Genomic DNA, 17,273 nt, shown 5'->3' on the forward strand with positions numbered 1-17,273 from the left:
AAGTAGATCTCCGGCAGCTCGATGCCCTCGCGGGCGATGTACTGCCAGACGTCCAGCTCGGTCCAGTTGGAGAGCGGGAAGACCCGCACGTGCTCACCCGGTGTGTGGCGGCCGTTGTAGAGGTTCCACAGTTCGGGGCGCTGGCGGCGCGGGTCCCACTGGGAGAACTCGTCCCGCAGCGAGAACACCCGCTCCTTGGCGCGGGCCTTCTCCTCGTCCCGGCGGCCACCGCCGAAGACGGCGTCGAAGCGCTCGCGTTGGATCGTCTCCGTCAACGGCACCGTCTGGAGGGGGTTGCGGGTCCCGTCGGGACGCTCGCGCAGTACACCCCGGTCGATGTAGTCCTGCACGGAGGCCACATGCAGCCGCAGTCCGTGGCGGGCCACCGTGCGGTCGCGGTACTCCAGCACCTCGGGGAAGTTGTGTCCGGTGTCCACGTGCAGCAGGGAGAACGGGATCGCGGCGGGCGCGAACGCCTTCAGCGCCAGGTGCAGCATGACGATGGAGTCCTTGCCGCCGGAGAAGAGGATCACCGGCCGCTCGAACTCACCCGCCACCTCGCGGAAGATGTGGACGGCCTCGGACTCCAGCGCGTCCAGGTGCGACAGCGTGTACGGACTGTCGGTCGTGTCGAAGACTCGGGTGACGGTCGTCATGCCAGGCCCCTCTCGGTGAGCAGCGCGTACAGCGCTTTCGCGGACTCCCCCACGGACTGGTGCTGCGACTCGATCCGGAGATCGGGCGACTCCGGTTCCTCGTACGGGTCGTCGACGCCGGTGAGCCCGGAGATCTCCCCCGCGGCCTGCCGGGCGTACAGCCCCTTCACATCGCGTACGGAGCACACCTCGACCGGCGTCGCCACATGCACCTCGACATAGGCGGCACCGCTCGCCGCGTGGCGCTTGCGGACCGCCTCGCGGCTGTCGGCGTACGGCGCGATCACCGGCACCAGCGCCACCACCCCGTTACGGGCGAGGACCTCGGCGACCAGGCCGATGCGCTGCACGTTGGTGTCGCGGTCCGCGCGGGAGAAGCCGAGGCCGGCGGAGAGGAAGCGGCGGATCTCGTCACCGTCCAGCACTTCCACCCGGCGGCTGTCGGCGCGCAGCAGCCGTGCCAGTTCGCGGGCGATCGTCGTCTTGCCGGCGCTCGGCAGACCGGTCAGCCAGATCGTCGCTCCCGGCCGGCAGGTGCAGTAGACCTCCGGGGTGGTCCGGGCGTCGCTCTTCGTCGTACCGCTAGGCATGGGAGAGGTCCTTGTCGCTGGTGGGCGGCGGGCCGGTGCGGCCGATGGCGCTCTCGGGTGACCCCTCGCGGGGGAGCTGGAGGGTCAGCGCGCCCAGGACCAGGGTGGTCACGGCGATCACCACGTAGTACCAGGTGAAGTCCCCGGTCCATGACTTGAGGAAGCCCGCAGTGTAGTTCCCGACGATCCCGCCGAGCCCCTGCGTCACGTTCGTGACACCGAAGATGACGGTCGCGGCGGCTCCGGAGGCGGTCTTCGACACATAGGCGGGGACGAGCCCGTAGATGGGATAGAACGCGAGGGCGAAGAGGACTCCGGAGACCATGGGGAGGTAGCCGATCGGCGCCAGCACGAGCAGGACCGCCGAGACGAAGAACATGCCGTAGCACAGGACCAGTGAGGTGCGTACGCCGATCCGGTCGGAGAGCCAGCCGACGGCGAATCCCGCGAACATGCCGATGACGCCGATGACGCCCCACACCTGTGCCGCGAACCCGATGTCGAAGCCGAGTCCCTCGCGCAGGTAGGGCGAGAGGTAGTTCTGGAACGGCATGCAGGCGAACCCGTTGAGGAACTTCATCACCCAGACGATGACGACCCACCGGACGAGCACCATGCGCCAGCCGGCCCGCGCGCTGTCGTCGCGGTCCGTGGTCCCGGTGCCGGGGTCCTGTCCGTCCCCGGCCCGCTCGGCGACCCGCTCGGCGACCTGTTCGGCGCGGAACAGCCCCAGCCGGTGGAAGGCGTAGGCCGCGATCGCGGTGGAGGTCAGGGTGCCGAGCCCGACGCAGTACCAGAGGCCGCGCCAGTTGCCCCCGCCGACGAAGGAGGGGACCAGGAGACTGTTGACGAAGACGCCGTAGCTGGTGCCGCTGGAGATCAGGCCCAGCACCTTGCCGCGGTGTTCGTAGTCGATGGTCCTGCCGACGATCTCGACCAGCGGCACATAGACGGAGGCCGCCGTACCGCCCATGATCGTCAGCAGCACGCCGATGACGACGATGCTGTCCGTGAGCGGGATGAGCACCAGGCACAGGCCGCACAGGGCGGCCGAGCCGATGGTGACCTGGCCGCCGCCCACGCGGGTGGAGAGCCAGGTGCCGAGCAGCGCGAACAGCAGGAATCCGAGCTGGCCGGACGCCGTGACCGTGCCGACCACGGTGTAGCCGAACCCGAGGTCCTTGCGCATGTCCGTGACGATCTGCGCGAAGAGATAGAACCCGAATCCGTAGGTGGCCGCCACGAAACTGGTCAGGAGCGCCGTGATGACGAACGCCGCGACCAGTCGCGAGCGTGGTGTCGGTGGCGATGTCTCGGTTGCCACAACCGCTGCCTTTCTCTACCTGTCCGAACCTGTCCGACCGCGGTGTGGGCCGGTCGTGTCAGGGCTTCCTGGCGACGTGGATGATGAAATCGGTGGCGTCGGCGTCGTAGTTCCGGTCGAAGTCGCCGAATTCCTCGACCGCCGCGAACCCGGAGTCCACGAGCAGGTCCGACAGCTCGGCGGACAGGATCGGGTACACCTCCAGATGGTGGGTGTCGCCACCGGGGAACTCGTACCGGAAGCGGCACAGTCGGTCGTCGATGTGCGCGACCGAGACCGAGGCGCCCGTTCCGCAGTAGTAGTAGTTGCCGCTGCTGCGGTACCGGTGGCGGCGGATGGCGTCGAAGTTGCGGTGGTCGACGACGAGCACCCCGCCGGGGTTCAACGCCTCGTGGAACTCGGCGAGGACCGCTCGGCGCTCGGACTCCCGGAAGAGATGGGGGAAGGAGCTCCCGAGACAGACGATCGCGTCGTAGCGGCCGTCGATGTTCTCCCGCAGCCGTCGCCAGTCCGACCGGACGACGGGGAAGGACTGTCCGTGGCGGGCGGCGTTGACGCGGGTGCGCTCGATCATCTCCGCGCTGCCGTCGACCGCGGTGACGTCGAAGCCGGCCCGCGCGAGGGTGACGGCGTGGTACCCGGTGCCGGTCGCGACGTCCAGGACCCGACGGGCCCCGGCCTCCGCGAGGAGGTCCGCGAAGAAGCCCTGTTCGGACTCCTCGCGGCGGTCCCAGTCGATCAGGTCGTCCCAGTGGTCGACGAGGGTGCGGACGTACTGGCCCGCGAAGTCGTCCGCCGAGGGGGCGGTGTCGGTGGTCATGCGTGTCTCCCCGGTCGTCCGTCGGTGTGAGGGGGGTCGATCGCCGCCCCGGTGGCGGGTTCAGCGGAACTTGTCGGCGAAGGCGGCGTACTTGCGGCCCAGTTCGTCGGCCCAGTCGGCGCAGTCCCCGAGCTTCATGCTGGGACAGTCGTAGCCGAGCAGCCGCTTCATGACGGACATCTCCGCCTCGGCGAAGTGCACGGTCGCGTCGTCGTCGATGCGGTCGATGCCGTCCGCCCGTTGGCAGTCCTCGTTGAGCCGGACGGCCTCCTCCCGGGTGAGCCCGAGGGGCAGGTCGAGCGTCCCGCCGTCCCGGTGCACGCGCACCGGGTAGCCGCCGGGGAGCCCGCCGGGTGCCGGGGCATGCGCGAGGGCACCGCTGTCCGTCGCCATGCCGTGCAGGACCCGCACGGCGGAGGACGCGGTGAGGAGTTGGCCGTCGATGCCGCCCAGCCGCTTGAGCCGGTGGTCGAGCTGGGCGAACAGCGCGTGGTGGTCGATCCCGGCGGGGGTGCCGCCGTCGACGCGCACCTCCAGGTGGTAGGCGCCCCTGCCCGCGTCGCCGAACCGGGGGACGTAGTGACTGAAGTAGTGCTGGGCCACCAGCCGCACCTCCACGTCGGCCGGGTGGGCGTCCAGGAGATGGGCGGCCCCGTGCGTGAGGGCGGGCACGATGTTGGCGACGTTCCCCACGCCGATGGTGGGAGCGAGGCCGACCTTGTCGAGCACGGGTCCCACGGCGTCCGGGAAGGCGGCGTTCACCACCCGCGTCTCGACGGCGGACTCCCGAACCGCCCGCATCAGCAGGTGGTTGAGCGTCAGATGCATGGGCAGCCAGGGCCCGAACTGGGCTTCGTCCAGCTCCTCGAAGGTCTGCCTGGGCAGTTGGGTGATGACCCGCCACGACTGGAGGGAGCCGCCCATGAACACGATGTCCGGTCGCACCCGGGCGAGGGTCTCGGCCGTGGCGTCGACGTCCCTCAGGTCCATGTGCACGGTGTCGACGCTGCCGTGCCGGCCCAGGTTCGTCGCGGTGAACAGGGCGAGGTTGCCCCGCCTGCGGATGGTCTCGGTGTCTCGCCCCGCCAGCACGACCCGGTCGGTCGCCGGGTCGGCGAGCAGCATGCTGAGGACCTTGGCCGAGAGGTCGCCCATGCCGACGAGCATGATGAGGGGCTTCTGCGCGGGGTCGCGGGTCGTGCCCCGGGTGCGGGAGTGTCGGCTCACCGTCTTCTCCTTTCTCGCCTCAGCGCGGGTAGGAGCCGTTGTCGGCGCGCAGCAGGGCGCCGGTCAGGGTCCGCGACCGGTCGCTCAGCAGGTAGGCGCAGACATCGGCGACGTACTCGGGGTGGATGTCGCCGTCGAGCAGCTCCTGCCGCTTGTACTCGGCGTACCGGTGGTCGGGGATACGGTCCGCGATGGCCGTACGGACGATCAGTCCGGGCGAGACCACGTTGACCCTGATGTACGGGGCGAAGTTCATGGCGTTGGACTTGGTGAGCCCGATGACGCCCGCCTTGACCGTTCCGTACAGGGCGTCGGAGCTGCCCACCTCTCCGGCGACCGAGGCCAGGTTCACGATCGCGCCCCGCCGCTCGGCGGGCAGGAGGTGGGCGGCGAAGCGCCGCGAGAGCCACACCGGGCCCTTGATGTTGACGCCGATGACCCGGTCGATCGTCTCGTCGTCGTACTCCTGCACCGGTTGTCCGAGGTAGAGACCGGCGTTGTTGACGAGTCCGTCGACGTCCGGGTGGGCCGCGACGACCGCGTCCATGAAGGCGTCGCAGTCCTCGTGCGAGGCGATGTCACGGACGTGCGTCTGAAGTGGCCGGCCGTGGTGTTCGTCGGCCAGGGACTTCAGTCCGGACTCGTCGATGTCGCAGGTGACGACCGTCCTGCCCTCGTCGAGCAGGCGGCCCACCAGGGCCCGGCCCACCCCACCGGCTCCGCCGGTGACGATCACGGTGCCGGCGCTCACAGCGCCACCTCCTTCGCCGGCCGGAGCCGGAACTGGTCCAGGTGTCGGTAGAAGGGCTCGCAGTGGCGCACGAACTCCCGCAGGTGCGGCATGTCGGCGTAGCCGAACCGGTAGTCGCGCCGCGGGGCCCGGATTCCGCTGCTCGCCGAGACGTCGGTGTGCCATCCGCTCCAGGTGGTCCACTCCGGCCGCTCCCCCGCCGACCAGTTGAGGGCCTCGGGCAGGAAGGGCACACCGATCGCCTCGCAGTAGGCGGCGATGGTCTCCGCCGGCCGGGCGGCCAGGTCCGAGGCGTTGAGGACGAGCGGCGGGGTGCCCGTCAGTTCGCTCACGTGGTCGAAGAGCCGGGCGAGTTCCTCGTAGCCGAGTACGTCACGGGTGACGTCGGGGTGGACGTTGGCGTGCGAGAGGACCGCTTCCTCCGGGTCCCGGATCAGGAAGGTGTTCACCTGGCCCCGCAGGTACGCGGGGTCGGCCAGCAGATGGTCCAGGCAGTGGTAGGGGAAGTCCTTGTGGAACACGGGCTGGTGTCGCCGTGCCTCCTCCATCGCCCGCTTGATGTCGGGGTAGGTGAGCGGGTGGCCCGGCTGGGGGTTCTTGTGGGGGATCGCGGCGCGTTCCTCGTGCATGAAGAAGACGTAGGCGAACTCCTCGTGGAAGACCTTGAAGTCGCCACGCTCGATGAAGGACCGTTCGAGCGCCGTCGACATCGACCTGGGATGACTCCACAGCGCGACGGACGGGTGCATGGGGGGCCTCACTCTCCTCGGGGCCGTGGTCAGCGGGTGCTTGCGGACAGCAGCAGCGGCCGCGCGGAGTCGGACATCGTCTGCAGCTGGTGGGCGATGAAGTCGAGCAACTTCCTTGTGTTGCCGAGGACTTCGGCATAGGTCTCGATGAAGGAGCCGTAGTGCGCGAACTCGTCCACGCCCATGCCCTGCGGGTCGTAGGCCCGGTGGAAGGAGGGGAGCCACATCAGCTTCTCCAACACCCGGGCCGGGACCTCGCGCTCGATGGCGTCGGCGGCGAAGGCCGGCAGCTCGTGGTCGCGGCGCATCACATCGGCCACGAACCGGGGCTTGCAGGTGTAGGCGATCGCTCCGCCCGCGCTCTCCTCCAGATGCATGCTCAGCGCCCCGGAACCCGCTGCCGGATCCTCGACCTCCAGGCTGGACAGCAGCAGCTTCACCGGGTGGCCGTGCTCGGCGATACGGCGGTGGACGCGCTTGAGGATGGCGACCTCGGCCCAGCGGATCTCGCTCGGGGTGAGGTCCATGCCGCGGATGGCGGCCTCGCAGCGCAGATCGGTGTTGGCGCCGAACCGCCCGGTCATGTGCGTGAAGACGGCACGCCACCGATCGGTCGCGACGCCCCGGCGGCGCGCCTCGGCGAGCCCGGACTCGACGGCCTCGGCGCAGGCGAGGAACTGCGGAACGGTGTACGAGAGTGTGTTGTTGACGGATGTGCCGCGGGCCACGAGCTGCCGGATCACCTCGTACCCGGCCGCGGATCCGGGCACCTTCACCATCAGGTTCGGGGCTATCCGGGCGATCCGCAGGGCCTGTTCGAGCATCAGGTCGGCGTTGAACATCAGCCGGGGATCGAGCTGACCGGAGACCCAGCCGAACCGGCCCCCGCTCTCCTCCCACATCGGCAGCATCCGCGCCGCCGCTCGGCGCAGCGCCTCCTCGTACACGAGACGGAAGGTGCTCTCCACGTCGGGGAGGCGCTGGCTCCGGATGGTTTCCCGGATCTCCGCCCGCCATGTCTCGGGCGAGGCGAGAATGCTCTTCGCCACCAGTGACGGGTTGGTCGTTATGCCGCGGACCAGCGAGGCGTCGGGTTCCTCCGGACAGAGAAAACGGTCGAGTTGCCGGCTCCAGCGGCGGTGCGATTCCTGGTCCGGCGCGTCGTTGAGGAAATGCCTGCGCCACCGGGGGAAATCGAGGGGTGAGGAGTCCCACCAGATTTCGGCGGCCGGGCTGACGCGCTGCAGTTCTTCGAGAACGATGGGCATGTGAGGAGTACCTTCCGGTCTGATCCCCGAATCCGGGGAAAGACGGCACACATACGGAAGCAGGCCGTTCTAGCGAGCCGATATCGAACCGCTCACGGGCCGCCCCGCAGGCCCCGTCGTGAGCAGAGCGGGAAGCGCGGCCATCGACTCGAAGGTGACCGCGCCGGCCGCGGCGAGAGCGGCGGCCGTGCCGTTCTCGGGCGGCGCGTAGCCATACACGGCCATGCCGGCGGCGACCGCGGCCCGCACACCGACGAGACTGTCCTCGACGACGACGCACCGGTCGGCAGGGACGCCCAGATCACGCGCGGCGTGCAGGAACAGGCCGGGGTCCGGCTTCCACGCGCCGACCTCGTACGCGCTGTAGATGCGGCCCCTGAACCGTGGCAGCAGGCCGGTCAGTCCGAGCGTGTGCTCGATCTTGTCGCGGGGTGCGCTGGAGGCCGTGCAGAACGGCAGGGTCAGCTCGTCGAGCATCCGCGGCACATGGGGAACCGGCCGCAGGGCGGCGGTGAACAGGGCGGCCGACCGCCGGCGGAACTCGGGTACGAAATCGGGCGCCAGCGGCCTGCCGAGCCGCGCTTCGAGCTCGGAGACCCAGGTGGCGACCTTGCGGCCCCGGATGAAGGCGAGCGCGGCGGCCGGTGTGAGCACGATGCCCTCCTCCGCCGCCATCTCCAGCACGGCCTGTGCGCCGAGCTTCTCGCTGTCCACCAGCACGCCGTCGCAGTCGAAGACGACCAGACTCTTTTCCACGGCCAGGGCCTTTCGTCGAGATGCGGACGAATCCCAGGGCACCACGGCCGCCTCACGATTCACTCCTCGTCGGATATCACGGAGATCAGGCCGACCAAAGAGGGTGAAAACGGGCGCGGTTGACAGAGTCCTGGGTGATTCGATCCGGAAAGTGGAGCCGCTGTGGTGTCCGAGTTACGTTCGGGAGCACCGGAGACTTCGACACGAGAGGAATTCCTATGGAGTTCGGAGTTCTCGGCCCACTTTCCGTGACGGATTCGACGGTGCGCACCCCGGCCCGCGTCGCGTCGGGCGAGGGTCCGTACGAGACCGGGGACCGGTTGCCGTCCGCACCCAAGACGCGCCAGCTGCTCGCGCTGCTGCTCCTGCACGCGGGGGACCAGGTCTCGCTCGACACCTGCGTCCAGGAGCTGTGGGGGGACGACTCGCCGCGCAGCGCGGTGCAGAGCGTGCACACCCGGGTCTTCCAACTGCGCCGGGCCCTCGCGGCGTGGCCGTCGGTGGGGTCCGCGCAGGCCGCCAAGCGCGTCCTCGCCACGTGCTACCAGGGCTATGTGCTGCGCGTGCCGCAGGGCTGCCTGGACCTGCACGCGCTGGAGGGTCATCTGGCGCAGGCCCGCCGCGCCCAGGCCTTCGACGACGACGTGCTCCTCGCGACCTGCCTGCGCTCGGCGCTCGGGCTGTGGCGCGGCCGCACCCTCGTCGACGTCCAGGCCGGCCCGCACCTCCAGGCACAGGTCGCCCGCCTCGAAGGCATCAGGATGACGGTCCTCGAACAGTGCCTGGACGCCGAGTTGCGGCTCGGTCTGCACCACCAGTTGCTGTCCGAGCTGGGGCTGCTCGTCTCCCGGTATCCGCTGCACGAGAACCTGCACGCCCAGTACATGATCGCCCTCTACCGGTGCGGGCGCACCGCGCACGCCCTTGAGGTCTTCCACCTGCTGAGCCGCCATCTCGCCGACGAGTTGGGCATCGGGCCGTCGCACAAGCTGCGCGAGCTGCAGACCGCCGTGCTCACCGAGAACGCGGAGCTGGACGTGCGGCCCCCGCAGAACCTGCGGCTCTCCCTGGATCTCGTCGCCAGCCGCTGACACCGGCCACTGGCACCACAGCCGCCGACGCGTCCGCGAAGGAGCCGGTCCACCCACGAGAGAGCCGACGCACCCACGAGAGAAGAGTCAGCGATGCCGGCCGCCCGTCCCCGTGCCTCCACCGCCCCGACCGCCCGGACCACCCCCGAGGAACGCCGCGTCCACCGCTTCCAGACCCGTGTCGCGGTCTGCGCCGGAGGCGGCGAGGTGTGCGACGGGTGGATCCTCGGCGTCGTGGGCACCGCCCTGCCGCTCGCCCGTGCCGACCTCGCGCTCACCTCGCTGCAGACCGGGCTCATCGGCGCCGCCACCCTGGTCGGCATCTTCTTCGGGGGGATCGTCTTCGGCCGGCTCACCGACAGGTTCGGACGCCAGAAGATGTACCTCTTCGACCTGCTGGTCTTCCTCGTGGGCTCGGTGCTCCAACTCGCCGTCGACAACGCACTCCAGCTTTTCGCCGTCCGGCTGCTCATGGGTGTCGCCGTGGGCGCCGACTACGCCATCGCCGGGGCGCTCGTCGCGGAGTTCGCCCCGCCCGAGCGGCGGGGGCGGCTGCTGGCCTCGCTCATCGCGTTCTGGTACGTCGGCTACACGCTCGCGGCGGCCGTCGGCATGACCCTCGCGTCCTGGAGCACCGATCCGACCGTCTGGCGCTGGATCCTCGCCAGCAGCGCCGTACCCTCGCTCGTCGTGCTGGTCGCACGGCTGGGGACCCCCGAGTCACCGCACTGGCTGGCGAGCAAGGGCCGGTACGCCGAGGCCGACGCGATCAGCCGGCGATGGCTCGGTACGCCGCACGACGACACACGCCACGACGGCACGGGCCACCCTGGGACGGACCACCATGGAACGGACCTGCACAGGACGGACCACGACGGGGCAGGGGCGCACCGGACGCCGGCCGATCAGACGCAGGCGGCCCCGGCCGGGGCCGCCCGGACATCGGCCGCGCACACCGGCCTCGCGGCGCTGTTCGCCCGCCCCTACCGGCGGATGACCGCGTTCACCAGCCTCTTCTGGCTCTGCCAGATCACCCCGTTCTTCGCCATCTCCACCTTCGCCCCACAGGTGCTGGCCTCTCTCGGCGCGGGGGACGACGGCACCGGCGAGGTGGCGCTCAACCTCTTCCTGCTGCTCGGCTGTGTGAGCGGCGTCCTGCTGATGGACCGCGTCGGCCGCCGGCCCCTGCTCGTCCACCCGTTCCTCGTGACCGCCGCGGCCCTGCTGGCGCTGGGCCTGTGGCCGCACGGCCCGCAGTGGGCGATCGCCGGATGCTTCGCCGTCTTCGCGCTGTTCCACGCGGCGTCCAGCACGCTCCAGGCGGTCTACCCCAGCGAGGTCTTCCCCACCGAGATCCGGGCCACCGGCATCGGTTTCGCCGCCGCCACCAGCCGCGTCGGCGGCGCGGTCGGCACCTTCCTCGTCCCCCTCGGGCTGGAGGAGTGGGGAGTGAGCGCCGTGGTGCTCTGCGGCTGTGCCCTCTCCCTGGTGGGTGCGCTGGTGTCGGTGGCCTGGGCGCCGGAGACCAGCGGCCTGTCGCTGTCGAGGTCGAGTGCGCCGTACGACATGCCGCCCCGCGACCCGAGCGAGGAGAACCAGCCCGTCTGAAGCTCCGCCCGACCCCCTGCGCGACTCCCGCACCAGCTGCCGAAGGAGAGCCCATGTCCCGCCGTCTGTTCACGTCGGAGTCGGTCACCGAAGGCCACCCCGACAAGATCGCCGACCAGATCAGCGACGCCGTCCTGGACGCGCTGCTGCGCGAGGACCCCCTGTCGCGCGTCGCCGTGGAGACACTGATCACCACGGGTCACGTCCATGTGGCGGGCGAGGTGACCACCCGGGCGTACGCCCCGATCGCCGCGATCGTGCGCGAGAAGATCCTCCAGATCGGCTACGACTCGTCGGCGAAGGGCTTCGACGGGGCCTCGTGCGGGGTGTCGGTGTCGATCGGTTCGCAGTCGCCGGACATCGCCCGGGGTGTGGACACGGCGTACGAGAAACGCGTCGGAGGCGGCGCCGGAGGCGCGGACGACGACGGCCTGCTCGACGCGCAGGGCGCGGGCGACCAGGGCCTGATGTTCGGCTACGCGACCGACGAGACACCCGAGTCGATGCCGCTGCCGATCCATCTCGCGCACCGGCTGTCGCGGCGGCTGGCCGACGTCAGGAAGGACGGGACGATGCCCTTCCTCCGTCCGGACGGCAAGACTCAGGTCACCGTCGAGTACGACGGGGACCGGCCGGTCCGCCTGGACACCGTCGTCGTCTCCTCGCAGCACGCGCGCGACATCGACCTGGACACCCTGCTCGCCCCCGACCTGCGGGAGCACGTCGTGGAACACGTCCTCGCCGGCCTCGCCGACGACGGCGTCAAGCTGGACACCGAGGGCTACCGGCTGCTGGTGAACCCGACCGGCCGTTTCGAGATCGGCGGCCCCATGGGGGACGCGGGGCTGACCGGGCGGAAGATCATCATCGACACGTACGGGGGCATGGCCCGCCACGGCGGCGGCGCCTTCTCCGGCAAGGACCCCTCCAAGGTGGACCGTTCGGCGGCGTACGCGATGCGCTGGGTGGCGAAGAACGTCGTCGCGGCCGGTCTGGCGCGACGTTGCGAGGTCCAGGTCGCCTACGCCATCGGCAAGGCCCGGCCGGTCGGTCTGTTCGTGGAGACCTTCGGCACCCACACCGTCGACACCGGACTCATAGAACACGCCATCACCGAGGTCTTCGACCTCCGCCCGGCCGCCCTCGTCCGCGACCTCGACCTGCTGCGCCCGATCTACTCCCGGACGGCGACGTACGGGCACTTCGGCCGTACGCACCCGGACTTCACCTGGGAACGCACCGACCGCGCCGCCGAACTCCGGCGCCACGCCCTCCCCGCGCGGTGACCGGCGCGACGTGGCCCGCGGTGGGCACCCTGGAGAGGAGCGGGACAGCGGGCCCGCGTCTCCCGGGTGCCCCGGCCGACCGCGAACGACCCAGCTTCTCCTTCGAGTTCTTCCCCCCGAAGACCGACGCGGGCGCCCGCACCCTGTGGGAGGCGATCCGCCGCGTCGAGGCGCTGTCGCCGGCGTTCGTCTCCGTCACCTACGGCGCCGGCGGCTCGTCCCGCCGACGGACCGTCGAGGTCACCGGGCGGATCGCCGCCGAGACCACGCTGCGGCCGGTCGCGCATCTGACGGCCGTCGGGCACTCGGTCGCCGAACTGCGGCGCATCGTCGGCCAGTACGCGGACGCCGGCGTGCGGGACGTCCTGGTCCTGCGTGGTGACCCGCCCGGAGATCCGCGCGGTCCCTGGGTGCCCCACCCCCAGGGCCTGCGTCACGCCTGTCAACTCGTCGAACTGGTGCGCTCCCTGGGGGACTTCTCGGTCGGCGTGGCCGCCTTCCCCGAGCGTCATCCCCGCTCCCCCGACTGGGAGAGCGACATCCGGCACTTCGTCGCCAAGTGCCGGGCCGGCGCCGACTACGCGATCACGCAGATGTTCTTCCACGTCGACGACTACCTGCGTCTGCGGGACCGCCTCACGGCGGCGGGCTGCCACATACCGGTCGTCCCGGAGATCATGCCCGCCACCGACGTCCGGCAGATCCGCCGCTTCGCCGCGCTCAGCGATGCCGCCTTCCCCGAGGACCTCGCCCACCGTCTGGAGGCCGCCCGCGGCGACCCCGCCGAGGGCCACCGCATCGGGGTCACGTACGCCACCGCGATGGCCTCACGACTGCTGGACGAGGGTGCGCCGGGCCTGCACTACATCACCCTCAACAAGTCCACCGCGGCCCTGGAGATCCACCGGAACGTCGAGCCCGCCCGGGTCGCCCATCGACCACCCGCCCCCGAGTACGGCTGGAGAGCGACACGATGCGCATCGCCGTCACAGGTTCCATCGCCACCGACCATCTGGCCACCTTTCCCGGGAGGTTCGCCGACCAGTTGATCGAAGGCCGGCTCGACCGGGTGTCGCTCTCCTTCCTCGTCGACGATCTCGACGTGCGCCGGGGCGGAGCCGCCGCCAACATCGCGTTCGGTCTGGGTGTGCTCGGACTGACGCCTCTTCTCGTCGGCGCGGTGGGGGCCGACTTCGACGAGTACGGGATCCGGCTCAGGGAGCACGGCGTCGACACCGGTCACGTCCATGTGTCGGACACGCGCCAGACCGCGCGCTTCATGTGCACGACCGACACGGACCAGAACCAGATCGCCTCGTTCTACGCGGGGGCGATGGCCGAGGCCTCCGAGGGCCGAGAACAGGTCGCTGTGCAGCGCGGTGACCCGGTCGGTGACCTGGTGCCGTTCCGCGTTGAGGCGGGTGTTCTCCACGGCCCGCTCGTTGATGTCCGTCGCGACGACGCGGCCCCAGCCGGCGAGTGCCGCCTGGACGGCGATGACGCCGGCGCCGCAGCCGATCTCCAGCAGGGAGGCGGGCGGCCGGTGCGCGGCGGTGCCGGTCAGCCCGAGGAACTCGGCGCCGATGCGGGTCGAGGGCGAGTAGAGGGGGGCGAAGACCTCGCCGAGCAGGTCCCAGCGTCGGCCGAGGAGGGTGAACTCCCGGGGCCGGTCCGGCCGGGTCAGCGAGCGGCGGCTGCGTTCGAGGGACTTGAGGTGACTGCGGACGTCCGACATCGAGGCCTCCAGGCGAGGTGTGGGGTGTTCCGGCGAGCCGGTCTCCCCCACACCCTTCTCGATGGGGCCCGCGCCCCGGAAGGTGATCGAGCGACAGCCCCGGCCGCCTCGGTGGTGGCACGGCCACAGGGTTGGGCGCGCCACATGCGGGGCAGGCGTGCGAGTGCGCGGGGGCGGCCTCAGCCGGTACGGCAGGCACACCGCCGTGGGCAGAACAGGCGGATCCGGTGCGGTTGGGGGAGTGCGTGAGCGCAGACGAGTTACCGACATCCGAAGACGGACGACCGGACGAGGCCGCGCACATGCTCTGTGTCCTCGAACTCCTCGCGGCGGAGGCCCCTCCCGCCCGGGTTCGGGACCTCGTGCGGGATTTCGGCCGCCGCGACCCGAGGCCGGACCGTGAGGCCGTCCTGCGGCTGGAGCGGGCCGAGAGCCTGGCGCTCCAGGTGCACTCGCTGTTCGCCCGCCGTCAGCAGCGGGAGGCGGAGCTGTCCGCGCTGGTCGACACGGCACGGGATCTGACGCTGCCCTACGAGCTGGACACCCTCATGGAGACCATCACCCGGCGCACCCGCAGTCTGCTTGGCATGGATATGTCATACATAAGCTTCCATGACGACGACGGGAACGGGAGTTTCGTGCAGAGCGCGGACGGACACGCCTCCGCCCTCACCGTCGGCTACCGGGTGCCCGACGAGTCGGGTCTCGGCCGGGCGGCCACCGAGAAGGGCGTCCCCATCTGGACCCCCGACTACCTCTCCGACGACAGCTTCCGGCACACCGGCGTCCTCGACGAGGTGGTGCGCGCGGAGGGGATCCGGGCGATCATCGCCGCTCCCCTGTCGGTCGGCGGCAACACCTTCGGCGTGCTGTACGCGGCCGACCGCAACGTACGCCACTTCAGCGTCAACGACGTCGCCCTGATGAGTTCGCTCGGCGGCCTGGCGGCCGTGGCCATAGACAAGACCCGCGCCCTGGAGCGCAGTCACGCGGACGTCGCCGGCCTCACCGACGTCCGCCGCCTCGGAGAGACGCACAGCAGACTGGTCGACCTCGCGCTCGCGGGCGGCGGTCTGCAGACCTTGGCCACCGAGGTGGCCGAGGTCCTGGGCGGCTCCGTACTCGTCCGGGACATGGAACACCGCTCTCTCGCGGCCGTCGGCACGATGCCCGAGATCGACGAGGACGAGGTACGGGCCGCCGTCCAGGCCGCCGCCGCCCTCGGAGCCCGGCGCGCGAACGGCGGCGGAGCGGGTGTGTGGGCCGCGCCGGTCATGGCGGGCGGCGAGGAACTCGCGGTCCTGCTGCTGCACCCGCGGCGGCCGCTGAACGACGCCGGGATACGCCGTATGCGCCTGGCGGCACAGGCCGTCGCCGTGCTGCTCCAGGTGCAGCGCAGCGAGGCGACAGCGGCGAGCCCCTTCCGCGACGAGCTGTTCGACGACCTCCTGGCCCTGGAGCGCCGGCCGCTCAAGCAGCTCGAACTGCGGGCGAGCCGGCTGGGCATCGCGCACGAACAGTCGTTCGTCGTGGTGGTGGTGCGCCCGGAGGGCGGCACCGCGGGCCGCGCCGCCAGCTGGGCGGCCTCGTACGCGCATCGCGTGGGCGGGCTCCGCAGCATCCAGAGCGGATGTGTCTCCCTGCTGCTGCCGATGTCGGCCGCACCCGACCCCGACTGGGGCGCGGGGGCGTTCGCCCGCTCGGTATCCGAGCAGCTGGACGGTCTGCTGGGGCAGCCGGCCACCGTGGGCGCGGGCGGACCGGTCCGGGGCCTGGGCCGGGTGCGCAAGGCCCATCAGGAGGCCATGCGCTGCATGGAGGCGCTCGTCGCGCTCGGCAACGTGGGGGCCAGCGCGTCGGCGGCGGACCTGGGCTTTCTCGGTGTGCTGCTCTCGGACGACCGCGACGTGGCCGCCTTCGTCGACGCGACGATCGGGCCCGTGCTCGACTACGACGCACAGCGGCTGACGGATCTGACGAGAACGCTGGACGCGTTCTTCGCCGCGGGCGGCAGCCCGACCAACGCGGCGGAACTGCTGCACGTGCACCCCAACACGGTCTCCCGGCGCCTGGAGCGGGTGGCCGAACTCCTCGGCGCGGACTGGTCGAAGCCGGCCAAGGCGCTCGACGTGCAGCTGGCCCTGCGGCTCCACCGGACGAACCACGTGCTGCGTCACCAGCGGCGGACCGGACGGACGGCGGAGCCCTCCGCTCAGGCCGACAGCCCGCACACCTCCGCTCCCTCCCCGTACACCGACTGACCGGCGGCGTCCACCGACCTCAGCGCGGAGATCGCGTACGCGCAGGACGCCAGGGCCATGTGGCGGTGCCAGCCCTCCAGCGACCGGCCCTCGAAGTCCCGCAGCCCCACCGCCTCGCCTCGGGTGCGCCAGCCCTGCTCGACGCTTCGGGTGAGCCGGGTGAGGTTCAGGAACGCCGGCCCGGAGAGGCCGCGCACATTGGTCAGCCACGTCTGCGAGGGCGGCCGGCGCGGATCGTGCCAGACACCGAGGGCGGTGAGCGGGCCGCTGTCCGGCCCCTGCCCGGCCAGGCGCACCCGGGCGGTCACGAACCACGTCGCCGGCCGACCGGCCCCCGTGACCGGCCGGACGGGCCGCAGCCGCAGCGCCCTGTCGAGGACCCGGTGCGCGGGGGCGACGCGCCGGCCGCACCCTCCCGGCGCCGGACCGTCCGCCGCGACCCTCACCCCTTCGCCGATCCGCAGCACGAGCGGATGTCCCTCCCCCAACTGCCGTGCCACGAGACGCTCCTCCTCGGGGTCGCCGCGCATGTCGAGCAGCGCGGGCCGCAGCGGATCGCCCCAGCGGCGCACGTCGTCCAGGAGTCCGGCGGCACCGCCGAGCGGACCGGCCTCCGGCGCCGCGTCGTCGCGCCACCGGCCGGTCAACCGCAGGCGCCAGCCGACCGGCGCCGTCACCCGTGGGGAGGCGAACCACATCCCGTACGCCTGCTGGCCGTGCACGAGCTGACGGGTGTCGGGCGAGAAGTGCCGGCCCACCCCCACACTGTGTTCGCCGGTCTTGCGGATCGACACCGGTTTCAGCACCCAGGCGGACGCGGGTCCCGTCGTCTCCAGGAAACCGGTGAGGGCCCGGCTCAGCGCGGTCCACTCCCACCGCGAGCTGCTGACGAAGTGGTGCAGCCGCTGGGTGTCGCGGGGCGCTCCGACGGCCGACGCGATGTTGGCGACGGACTTGCGTCCGTCGGCGCTCAGCAGCCCGTCGACGTACTGCCGTGCCCGGATGCGCTGGTCGTAGCGGCGGAACTCGGTGAACAGGACTGCGCACAGCTGGGTGGCGATGTCTTCCATGGCACACCAGACTTCTCGTCCCCGGCGCCGAGGACGAGGTGGGAGGAACACACCACTGCCGGCCGCCCGTGGTGACCGGGC

15 protein-coding genes and 2 pseudogenes are annotated in these 17,273 nt (G+C 71.2%); 6 read left to right on the forward strand and 11 right to left on the reverse strand.

All coding sequences use genetic code 11. The features are described 5' to 3' along the window. The 9 genes from cysD to ACZ52C_RS35935 form a co-directional block, all read right to left on the reverse strand. On the reverse strand, nt 1-656 hold a 656-nt coding region (gene cysD / locus ACZ52C_RS35895; protein ID WP_469078723.1), incomplete at its 3' end, for a sulfate adenylyltransferase subunit CysD. Then, nucleotides 653-1,246: an adenylyl-sulfate kinase gene (gene cysC, locus ACZ52C_RS35900; protein ID WP_469078724.1), complete on the reverse strand. Its 594-nt coding sequence runs from the start codon at nt 1,244-1,246 to the stop codon at nt 653-655. The genes cysD and cysC, both read right to left, overlap by 4 nt. Beyond that, nucleotides 1,239-2,570, reverse strand: a complete 1,332-nt coding sequence (locus ACZ52C_RS35905) for an MFS transporter (protein ID WP_469078725.1) — start codon at nt 2,568-2,570, stop codon at nt 1,239-1,241. The genes cysC and ACZ52C_RS35905 overlap by 8 nt, the downstream gene beginning before the upstream one ends. Before the next feature lie 58 nt (nt 2,571-2,628). Further along, a complete protein-coding gene (locus ACZ52C_RS35910; RefSeq protein ID WP_469078726.1) occupies nt 2,629-3,390 on the reverse strand; it encodes a class I SAM-dependent methyltransferase in 762 nt (253 codons plus the stop codon). Between the two features lie 60 nt (nt 3,391-3,450). Then, nucleotides 3,451-4,617, reverse strand: coding sequence for a hypothetical protein (locus ACZ52C_RS35915; RefSeq protein WP_469078727.1), 1,167 nt, complete (start codon nt 4,615-4,617; stop codon nt 3,451-3,453). 19 nt (nt 4,618-4,636) lie between these two features. Beyond that, entirely contained in the window at nt 4,637-5,368 is a 732-nt protein-coding gene (locus ACZ52C_RS35920; protein WP_469078728.1) for an SDR family NAD(P)-dependent oxidoreductase, read from the reverse strand. Further along, nucleotides 5,365-6,117 (reverse strand): sulfotransferase-like domain-containing protein, encoded by a 753-nt coding sequence (locus ACZ52C_RS35925; protein ID WP_469078729.1) that lies wholly within the window; start codon nt 6,115-6,117, stop codon nt 5,365-5,367. The genes ACZ52C_RS35920 and ACZ52C_RS35925 overlap by 4 nt, the downstream gene beginning before the upstream one ends. A 29-nt stretch (nt 6,118-6,146) precedes the next feature. Next, nucleotides 6,147-7,385, reverse strand: coding sequence for a transaldolase family protein (locus tag ACZ52C_RS35930; protein ID WP_469078730.1), 1,239 nt, complete (start codon nt 7,383-7,385; stop codon nt 6,147-6,149). A gap of 69 nt (nt 7,386-7,454) precedes the next feature. Beyond that, a complete protein-coding gene (locus tag ACZ52C_RS35935) occupies nt 7,455-8,141 on the reverse strand; it encodes an HAD-IA family hydrolase (protein ID WP_469078731.1) in 687 nt (228 codons plus the stop codon). 218 nt (nt 8,142-8,359) lie between these two features. Here ACZ52C_RS35935 and ACZ52C_RS35940 point away from each other — a divergent pair, with 218 nt between their 5' ends. From ACZ52C_RS35940 to ACZ52C_RS35960, 5 genes and pseudogenes are all read left to right on the forward strand, one after another. Continuing rightward, nucleotides 8,360-9,232, forward strand: a complete 873-nt coding sequence (locus ACZ52C_RS35940; RefSeq protein WP_469078732.1) for an AfsR/SARP family transcriptional regulator — start codon at nt 8,360-8,362, stop codon at nt 9,230-9,232. A gap of 93 nt (nt 9,233-9,325) precedes the next feature. Beyond that, nucleotides 9,326-10,840: an MFS transporter gene (locus tag ACZ52C_RS35945; RefSeq protein ID WP_469078733.1), complete on the forward strand. Its 1,515-nt coding sequence runs from the start codon at nt 9,326-9,328 to the stop codon at nt 10,838-10,840. 53 nt (nt 10,841-10,893) lie between these two features. After that, complete coding sequence (gene metK / locus ACZ52C_RS35950) at nt 10,894-12,126, forward strand: methionine adenosyltransferase (RefSeq protein ID WP_469078734.1); 1,233 nt, start codon at nt 10,894-10,896, stop codon at nt 12,124-12,126. A gap of 29 nt (nt 12,127-12,155) precedes the next feature. Then, nucleotides 12,156-13,175, forward strand: coding sequence for a methylenetetrahydrofolate reductase [NAD(P)H] (metF, locus tag ACZ52C_RS35955; protein WP_469078843.1), 1,020 nt, complete (start codon nt 12,156-12,158; stop codon nt 13,173-13,175). Then, nucleotides 13,100-13,477: pseudogene (locus ACZ52C_RS35960) on the forward strand (PfkB family carbohydrate kinase); the annotation flags it as partial. The gene metF and the pseudogene ACZ52C_RS35960, both read left to right, overlap by 76 nt. 57 nt (nt 13,478-13,534) lie before the next feature. Here the strand turns inward: ACZ52C_RS35960 and ACZ52C_RS35965 are convergent. Then, nucleotides 13,535-14,131, reverse strand: a pseudogene (locus ACZ52C_RS35965) (50S ribosomal protein L11 methyltransferase); the annotation flags it as partial. Here ACZ52C_RS35965 and ACZ52C_RS35970 point away from each other — a divergent pair. After that, nucleotides 14,107-16,122: a helix-turn-helix domain-containing protein gene (locus ACZ52C_RS35970; protein WP_469078735.1), complete on the forward strand. Its 2,016-nt coding sequence runs from the start codon at nt 14,107-14,109 to the stop codon at nt 16,120-16,122. The pseudogene ACZ52C_RS35965 and the gene ACZ52C_RS35970 sit on opposite strands and share 25 nt — an antisense overlap. On the opposite strand, the gene ACZ52C_RS35975 is transcribed toward ACZ52C_RS35970, so the two are convergent. Continuing rightward, complete coding sequence (locus tag ACZ52C_RS35975) at nt 16,074-17,192, reverse strand: IS701 family transposase (RefSeq protein ID WP_469078736.1); 1,119 nt, start codon at nt 17,190-17,192, stop codon at nt 16,074-16,076. The two genes, ACZ52C_RS35970 and ACZ52C_RS35975, sit on opposite strands and share 49 nt — an antisense overlap. Between the last annotated feature and the right edge of the window lie 81 nt (nt 17,193-17,273).

The sequence above is a fragment of the Streptomyces sp. NPDC034049 genome (genome assembly GCF_055575575.1).

Bases quoted from the DNA above. Each gene is read 5' to 3' on its own strand.
- cysC (WP_469078724.1), bottom strand. From the start codon at position 1,246: ATGCCTAGCGGTACGACGAAGAGCGACGCCCGGACCACCCCGGAGGTC.
- ACZ52C_RS35910 (WP_469078726.1), bottom strand. From the start codon at position 3,390: ATGACCACCGACACCGCCCCCTCGGCGGACGACTTCGCGGGCCAGTAC.
- ACZ52C_RS35925 (WP_469078729.1), bottom strand. From the start codon at position 6,117: ATGCACCCGTCCGTCGCGCTGTGGAGTCATCCCAGGTCGATGTCGACG.
- ACZ52C_RS35930 (WP_469078730.1), bottom strand. From the start codon at position 7,385: ATGCCCATCGTTCTCGAAGAACTGCAGCGCGTCAGCCCGGCCGCCGAA.
- ACZ52C_RS35940 (WP_469078732.1), top strand. From the start codon at position 8,360: ATGGAGTTCGGAGTTCTCGGCCCACTTTCCGTGACGGATTCGACGGTG.
- ACZ52C_RS35945 (WP_469078733.1), top strand. From the start codon at position 9,326: ATGCCGGCCGCCCGTCCCCGTGCCTCCACCGCCCCGACCGCCCGGACC.
- metK (WP_469078734.1), top strand. From the start codon at position 10,894: ATGTCCCGCCGTCTGTTCACGTCGGAGTCGGTCACCGAAGGCCACCCC.
- ACZ52C_RS35975 (WP_469078736.1), bottom strand. From the start codon at position 17,192: ATGGAAGACATCGCCACCCAGCTGTGCGCAGTCCTGTTCACCGAGTTC.